Here is an 8160-nt window from a genome sequence, read left to right on the forward strand (position 1 = left end):
TATGGAGATAAAAATAATTAATAATATTTGCGGTTAGGCAGAAGCTAGCTATGATAAGTTTCCAAATACTATGAAAACCGATGAGATGGGCATTTGGCTTTCTTTTTTTTTCTTGTTTTGTTATTTGAGCAATCTTGTTGCCCAAGAAAGCACCGATCAGGGAAAAAGTGTTTTGGATAAATGGTTGCAAAATCTCACCACGAAGTATGTAGTGGCTGAAGAGCCTTCGTTTTATAGAGAAAAAGAACAAAAGGAATTTATTCGTGGTCAGGAACTATTCAGCCGGAGTTGTATTGGTTGCCATCAACAAAGTGGACAAGGATTAGTCGGATCTTATCCCCCTCTTGTGGGACATGTGCTAAATATTGTCAACTCAAAAAATGGTAAAGAATATCTTATCGATGTCGTTCTCTATGGTCTTGAAGGTCCCATTCAAGTCGGTACTCAACAATACGACGGATCAATGCCTGGTTGGGGAAAAGCATTCGATGATCAACAGCTAGCTGATGTCCTCAACTATGTTTTATCTGCCTGGGGCAACAAAGAAAAACTGGCTTTCGATAAGTCATTCATTAGCCTGGATGATATCAAGAAAGAAAGAAAAAAAGTGTTGAGTCCTTCAGCGGTATTAGCTTTAAGGCCTCCCAACCTTTCTAGTTCCTACGTCAATAAGCCAGAAGAAGATCTCAAAGAGCTAATAAAAAATTATAATGCCTCCCATCCAGGGAAAGGAATTCATGCACAGTATTGGGAACCGATCCCAATTGAAATGTATTGGAATCCAAAAAACTTTTATCATCCGCCTCAAAGTATCAGAGGCGAAGTCAGTCGGTCAGATTGTTTGGCCTGCCATAAAACCGTAACCCCAGGAGTATTTCATGCTTGGGAAAAAAGTATACATGGAAATCTAGAGGCCATAAGAAAACTCTCTGATCAGGACCCTAAAGCTTATAAAAAGAAGGAACTAGCTGAGGTAGAAAAACAGCTTCACTCTCAAGGAATACTCAAAAATCATGAACAGCTTAAAGAGGTCTCTTGCATCGACTGTCATGGATCCATAGGCGCACAGAAAATACGCCATGATGTTGATCTTCATATGCCTGATAGACTGACATGTGGTAGTTGTCATGTGCGACAATTTGCTGAATCAGAATCGGAACGTAAACAAATGTGGCCTCATAATGAATGGCCTCAAGGTCATCCATCTCATGCCGTAGATTGGGAAGCAAATGTGAACTTGGCAGCTTGGGCAGCTATGCCCGAAAGAGCCGTAGCTCAAGGCTGCGATATGTGTCATTATCAACAGAATCGCTGTGATGGATGCCACACACGGCATAGTTTTTCAGCTGCAGAGGCCCGTAATCCTCTTTCATGTGCAACCTGTCATAATGGAGTTGACCATAATGAATTTGAAAATTATATGCTTTCAAAGCATGGGATCATTTTTCAGGCTCAAAGCAAGAATTGGAATTTTGATGTTCCTTTAAAAGATGCTATCTCCAAGGGTGGTTATACCGCTCCAACCTGTGCCAGTTGCCATTTCGAATATCATGGGGAGTATAGCCACAATCTGGTAAGAAAAGTCCGTTGGGCCTTTAATCCCACCCCTGAAATTGCCCAGGGGATTAAGGAAAAACAGCCTTGGTACCAACAAAAGAAAGAAGATTGGATAGCCACTTGTTCGGCTTGCCATTCTGCTAGGTTTGCAGGGGAATGGTTAGAGACAGCCGATCAGGCGATCTTCGATGGATTGAAAGTTCAGGAAGAAGCAAAAAAAGTTATCGAAGCTCTTTATAAGGATGGACTGTTGGTTGGACAAAAAACGAACCGTCCTGCCCCTCCCCCTCCAGAAAAGGACGCTCCTGGTGCTTTTTTCCAGCTTTTTTGGGCTAAGGGAAACAATCCAAGTCATGTTGAACGAGTGTATGCTAATATGTGGGAACATGACATGATTCAACACTATAAGGGAGTCATGCATGCCAATCCCGGAGGTTTTACTTATTCGGCAGGTTGGGGAGTGTTGCTTGAAAGATATACGGAGATTATGGATGAAAATACAAGGTTAAGAAATAAACCCCATGAATCTGAGTTTTCAACAGGAGATCATTCCTCTCTTTTATCTGGTAAAGTAAAACTCCTTTTTGGTATTATTGGATCGAGTGCTGGGGCTATCCTTTTAAGTTCATCTTTTGGGAAAAGCTTAGGGAATAAAAGGAAAAAAGAGTAATTATAAATTTTATTTTTTTTGATTCGAGAAAATTGTCTACAGAAGAAGCCAAAAATTTTTTTCTAAAAAAAAAGGGACCAGTTTTTTTGGGATTGATCCTCTTTGCTAGTGGTATTGTGTTAATTCTCCAAAGCTTTTGGAGCAATCACGAAAAAAAGCGTGAACCCTTGATTAAAATTGAAACGAAGGACTCCCAATTTTTATCCTTGCCTACATTTTTCCCAGTCCAAAAATATTGGCATTATACTTTTGGAAATAAAGGCCATTTTTGGATCGCACAATATCTTGACTCGCAAAATACGAACTGTTTTGCTAGGGTTTTCCCTCCAAAACCAATTGGTTCGGAAATAGACGATGTGCTCAATCGAATATGGATAGAGGCAATGCGATCGGTTAACGCCCATGCTCCATCCAATGCCCTTTTCATAGGGTGGTGGGATCTCTCACAAAGGTTAAAACTCTTTACAGGAAAAGAAATATGGATTGAAAGCTATGATGCGACAGTAATCCCAAAAGATGGATTGAAGTGGCTTGAAGAAATGTTTGGAGCTCCAAAAGAAACAAATCGATTGAGCATTTTAGCAAAATCCTATGCTGCCAATGCTTTGGAAGGATTGGAAATTTTGAAAAAAGCCTTACCAGCGGGTCGTCCCCTATATCTAGGCATCACTACAGAAGATATTTCTAATCTGGCTTTGGCTTTTGGCCAATCCCCTCAATCAATGGGATACGATTGGCGGGTTTTTCCAAGGGCCGGAACAGACATTCATGGATTAATTCCTATGGTTATGAAATGGGTCAATGAGAAGGAATCTGCTGGATATATGCTCCAAGAACTACCTTCGCATGACATATTGGTTTGGAGGGCGGACAAAAAAGCTAAAGAAACCTTACTTGGAAGACTTTTGCCTTTAACTACCTCCATTGCCAACCCCCTTCCTGGAGTAAAACTTCTGTATCAATCTCCATGGGGAGGCTATCTACAATTTTATGCATTGGAATAGCCTAAGGCCGGCCTCTATTGTTGATTCACCAATCGATTTTGAGCCCGCAGCGTTATAGGGTGAGCGTTTGATAGAAAGTTTACTGGACTTTTCTCCTAGGATTCCATTCTTCGGGGATGTGAGCAAATCGAGAAGGAGGGCCCGGCTTCCTTGTTAAAGGTTTTGCTGGACCAATGGGTTCGATCATTTCCGGAACAAATACTTCTAGTAACTCATTTGTATGCGGATCATACACTTTATAATCGGCAATGTAGCCTTTCATCCGATATTCGAAATTATCATCGGCAGTCTTTTTTTTAAGCTTTCTCCAAGGAGCGACAATGCCACCAGGCGTTTCTTTTAGAGCGATCCAATGAGCCTCTTTCCAGTCTTCGTTTGGTTTTTTAACCCAACCCCATCCGCTCCCATGCTTGTCAACAGCTCTATGCCCTATATAGTCTTCAACAATAATGCCAGGAGGCGGTTTTAAAGGCTCTTTTGCGTATTGTGCTGGAGGAAAGATCAGTTTTTCTTTTTCACGGTTTGAGTTTGTTCCATTGACATTGGGCTGTTGTTCTTCTTGATAACCAGGAGGAGAAGGGATTGGAAGATGTGGTATTTGTGGTTCGGCGGTCTCTTCTCCATAAAAGGGGGCCTTAATCAAAAAGAAAAACAGACTAAAAAATAAAAAGGCTAGGAGTCTTCTCATTGGGTCCATCGACCGGTTTTTGACAAAAAAGGCAAACTAGCACTTGTATAATCTGTTTTGCCCACGGCACCCACCATTGGTATGCCAAACCTTTTTTTCCATCTTTGAGAAAAAAATTCTCCAGAATGACAGCCCCAGCTTTTTATAGTCGCTTTTTTTGTAAAAATTTTCTTTTCAATTAAAGACAATTCTTTCTCATGAAGGAATTCTTGAGAAAGATTATCAAATTGCGAACTATAATCGAACATAAAACAAGCTTTGTTAGAATGCCCAAAATAATCAAAATTTCCAATCGGTTCACGTTTTCTGTCTTTCCCAAAATTCAGATAATTTACAAGTTCCTCTTTTGTATCAAACCAAAACAGTTGCACTCCAAGAGCATCAGCTTGAGCTATAATCTGTGAAAGAATATCAAGTTTTTCTTCTTGAGCCCTTCTCAGATAGGCGGGACGAAAAACAAGCCAGCTAATTTCTACGTTCTTAGGTTGGGATAATTGGAGTTGCTCAATGCGTGCGACAGAGGCTCGAATAAAATTCCCCCAGTACTTGTCATGAGAATCTGCTTTACCATGCTCAAAAAAACGTAAAGCAGGTCCACCGCTGACGACAATCCATTCTTCGGGTTTGTCTTCATTGGAGCCACCATAGGCATTAGGAAAAAGCAAAAAGAAAGCATAACTGCCAGCCATGAACAAAAAGCCCAATCTCAGTAGATGATTCAAGCAGCTGATTATTAGCTTTTGTACCCTCTGCCCTACCATCTTAACACACAACCTTATTTTTCCTCGGATGAATCTATTAATTCTTTTGGAATTAAATGTCCAAGCTTATCTACTTTTGTTCGAAGGTAATTTCTGTTATGATCATTGGCTTTGACATGCAAGGGGATTCTTTCCACAATTTCTAGTCCAAAACCTTCCAAACCGATTCGTTTGACTGGATTGTTTGTCAAAAGTCGAATTCTATGAATTCCCAAAGAACGCAAAATCTGACAACCAATGCCATAATCTCTATTGTCGGCAGCAAATGCCAAAGCCAAATTGGCCTCTACAGTATCCATTCCGGCATCTTGAAGCCTATAAGCCTTAAGTTTATTTAAAAGTCCGATTCCCCTCCCCTCTTGCTTTAAGTAGACAATCGCCCCTTTACCTTCTTTTTCTATCGCTGCCATCGCCATTTCCAGTTGCTGCCTGCAGTCACATCGTAAAGAATGGAAAATTTCTCCAGTCAGGCACTGTGAATGAACTCTAACCAAAACGGGTTCTTGGGGATCCCATTTTCCTTTGATTAAGGCCAAATGCTCTTCATTCGTTAGAACGTTTCTAAAAGCTAACAGTTGAAAGTCGCCAAATTCCGTGGGGAGATTCACGGAAATGACTTTTTCTACAAGCGATTCTGTTTGGGTACGATAGGCTATGAGGTCTTTGATCGTAATTAAAGGCAAGTTATAAGTTCTAGCGATTTTTTTTAAGTCTTCTAGCCTGGCCATCGTGCCATCATCCTTCATAATTTCAACAAGAACGCCAGCAGGGTTTAAACCACTGAGTCTGGCTAAATCGACTGCAGCTTCAGTATGGCCTGCGCGCATCAAGACTCCCCCCGGAGAAGAACGCAGTGGAAAAATATGTCCTGGCCTTCTGAAATCTGTAGACAGAGAGTGGGGATGCGATAAAGCTCGAATCGTTTTTGCTCTGTCATCGGCCGAAATACCGGTCGTCGTTCCTTTTATATAATCGACTGATATCGTAAAAGGAGTGCCATAGAGGGCAGTGTTATCTTTAGGTTGCACCATTAAAGGCAAGTTGAGTCTATCGGCTTGCTCTTGTGTTATAGCCACACAAATAAGGCCACGGCCGACTTTTGTCATGAAATTAACCATTTCTGCATGACAAAGCTCAGCAGCTCCAATAAAATCGCCTTCGTTTTCTCTATCTTCATCATCGACTACGATGACCAATTTGCCTTGTCTGATGTTTTCCAAAGCTTCTGGAATGGAGCTAAGGTTGTTATGATATTCTGACATCTTTTGAGAGTAGATAAAATAATTTTATAGACTACACAAAGTAAAAATATTTTGTTGTTTTCAACTTTTTATTTGATGTTTGAAATGTCAAATATAAATTTTCTTTCCTCTTTGTTGCCAAGATAAGAAAGAATTGGCTTTGTATCAAGATGCATTCTCCTATTCACTAAAGGCAATAGGCTCGTAGTTAACTCCCCTAAGCTCTTGACTGTGGTCAAAGAAACCCCCCATCCTTTCCAGTGTGATAGGGCGTGAGAGCTCTTTTCTCTCTAGAACACTTTGCCCCTCCTCTATAAAAAGAGAAGAAGAGGATTATAATTTTTGTTTTACTATTCACTCTCAATTACTATCTTTTTACTATCATGATCAATCGAAGTGGTCTAAGGATTTTTCTTATCATTTTATGCATAATTCTTCCCTCAACCCTCCTAGGGAAAGAACTGAATCAATTTTCTCAAATAGCCATTCAGCATGGAGGAAGAAAAAAGCCTTTAACAGTTTTTGCGCGTGAAATTTTACTTTCTCTTAGTGGCAGAGACTCAATTAAAACTCTTGAAGGGGAAAAAGTAGGCAGTACCGATTTTGTTTTATCCTTGTGGTTTCATCCTGAAGGCTGGGAAAGACAGCCCGTTATCCTTGTAGACAATCCCTTGTTAAGAAAAGATATTGGAATAGATCCAGCAAAAAAACTCTTCTCTTTTCAACAGCTTAAAGAAAACAATCTTTTCAAAGACTTTGTAGTGAAACATCTTCATAGGCCTGAAGCCGAAGGTTCCTCATTGAATTCAGAAGAAAAAGAGGCGATGGCTGTATCCGGCAGATTGAAATTATTTGAGGAGTTGTATTCAGGAGAAATTTTCCATGTTATCCCCAATCCTTTGGATCCAAATAAAAAATGGGTTACTATAGAAAATGCAACTCAGTATTATCCTCAAGGACTTTCCGAATCACTCCTTGTCATCTTCGATTCCATGAAAAGAGCCTATCTTCAAGGAAATTTTAGTAAAGCCCAAGAAGAAGCTTCTTTTTTTTCTAAACAACTTAAGGATTATGCTCCTAGGGTATATCCTCCTAATGATTCTCTTCTTTTCGAACATGCTTATACGGTTTTGAATCCCTGGAAATGGACGTTGATTTGCTATGGGATAGCCTCTCTTATTTTTCTTTTATCTCGAGGCTGGCAGCCAGAATTAGGATATAGAATTGGCTGGGGATTTGCCGTCTTCGGTTTCTTGTTTCATGTATATGGGTTTGTCTGCAGAATCCTCATTGCAGGTCGTCCACCCGTGAGCAATATGTATGAATCGGTTGTATGGGTTTCTTTTGGAGTGATGTTCTTTGCTCTTGTTTTTGAAACAATTTATCATTCCAGATTCTTTCTCATGGCTGCCTGTCCTTTTGCAGCAATCTGCATGATGCTTGTGGATTCTCAGCCTTTAATCTTTGATCCCACTATCCAACCCCTTGTTCCTGTTTTAAGGAATAATTTTTGGCTTACTATCCATGTGTTAACAATCACTTTAAGCTATGCAGCTTTTGCTCTTGCTCTTGGATTAAGTCATATTTATTTGTGGAATACCTCTAAAAATGCAGCCATGGGAGGATTCCAAAAAGGGCTATTAGCAAAATATATTTACAGGTCTCTTCAAATAGGCGTTTTTTTGTTGGCTGCTGGAACAATATTAGGAGGCGTCTGGGCCAATTATTCTTGGGGGAGATTCTGGGATTGGGATCCAAAAGAAACCTGGGCCTTAATTACTCTTCTTTGTTACTTAGCCGTACTACATGGTCGGATTGCCCATTGGTGGGGAGAGTTTGGACTGGCGGTAGGCTCTGTCCTTTGCTTCCTTAGCGTGTTGATGGCATGGTATGGAGTGAATTTTGTTCTGGGCAAGGGTTTGCATAGCTATGGGTTTGGTAGCGGAGGGCTAGGCTATGTCCTGCTCTACGTCTTTCTTGAAATCAGTTTTGTTGCTTACTGTTTGTTGAAATATCGATTGAGGAAAAAAGAACAACAAAATCCTCCCCCTTCTCCCATCCAGGTTTGAATACTCTCTTCAATTAGAGAACCTATCAGACTGAATTTATTTTTTTATTTTTACCATCCATCGCCGTAATGCCCCTGCCTTCAGGCATGGGGATATAAGGCGATAAATTATAGCTATGTGTAGTATAATTATGTATGAACAGAAAAGAACAATTGAAATCCAATAAAAAT

Annotated in this window: 6 protein-coding genes; 3 read left to right on the top strand and 3 right to left on the bottom strand. The window is 40.2% G+C overall.

Going from position 1 to position 8160, the window contains the following annotated elements; all coding sequences use genetic code 11:
- Positions 1–70 precede the first annotated feature (70 nt).
- Together A7Q09_RS09210 and haoB are read left to right on the top strand one after the other, a co-directional pair.
- Positions 71–2227 (top strand): multiheme c-type cytochrome, encoded by a 2157-nt coding sequence (locus A7Q09_RS09210; RefSeq protein WP_208526732.1) that lies wholly within the window; start codon positions 71–73, stop codon positions 2225–2227.
- A gap of 86 nt (positions 2228–2313) precedes the next feature.
- A complete protein-coding gene (gene haoB, locus A7Q09_RS09215) occupies positions 2314–3231 on the top strand; it encodes a hydroxylamine oxidation protein HaoB (protein ID WP_244228636.1) in 918 nt (305 codons plus the stop codon).
- A gap of 79 nt (positions 3232–3310) precedes the next feature.
- On the opposite strand, the gene A7Q09_RS09220 is transcribed toward haoB, so the two are convergent.
- The 3 genes from A7Q09_RS09220 to A7Q09_RS09230 all read right to left on the bottom strand — a co-directional run bounded on the left by A7Q09_RS09220 (position 3311) and on the right by A7Q09_RS09230 (position 5942).
- Complete coding sequence (locus A7Q09_RS09220) at positions 3311–3928, bottom strand: hypothetical protein (protein ID WP_244228637.1); 618 nt, start codon at positions 3926–3928, stop codon at positions 3311–3313.
- Complete coding sequence (locus tag A7Q09_RS09225) at positions 3916–4608, bottom strand: hypothetical protein (RefSeq protein ID WP_244228638.1); 693 nt, start codon at positions 4606–4608, stop codon at positions 3916–3918. Before A7Q09_RS09225 ends, A7Q09_RS09220 begins: the two co-directional genes overlap by 13 nt.
- Positions 4609–4694: 86 nt before the next feature.
- Positions 4695–5942, bottom strand: a complete 1248-nt coding sequence (locus tag A7Q09_RS09230; RefSeq protein ID WP_134391161.1) for a bifunctional 3,4-dihydroxy-2-butanone-4-phosphate synthase/GTP cyclohydrolase II — start codon at positions 5940–5942, stop codon at positions 4695–4697.
- Positions 5943–6304: 362 nt separating this feature from the next.
- Between A7Q09_RS09230 and A7Q09_RS09235 the strand changes: the two genes are divergently transcribed.
- A complete protein-coding gene (locus A7Q09_RS09235; protein ID WP_134391162.1) occupies positions 6305–7990 on the top strand; it encodes a cytochrome c biogenesis protein in 1686 nt (561 codons plus the stop codon).
- The last annotated feature ends 170 nt before the right edge of the window (positions 7991–8160 follow it).

Origin of the sequence: Methylacidiphilum sp. Yel (assembly GCF_004421185.1) — a bacterium.
Taxonomy (GTDB): domain Bacteria; phylum Verrucomicrobiota; class Verrucomicrobiia; order Methylacidiphilales; family Methylacidiphilaceae; genus Methylacidiphilum.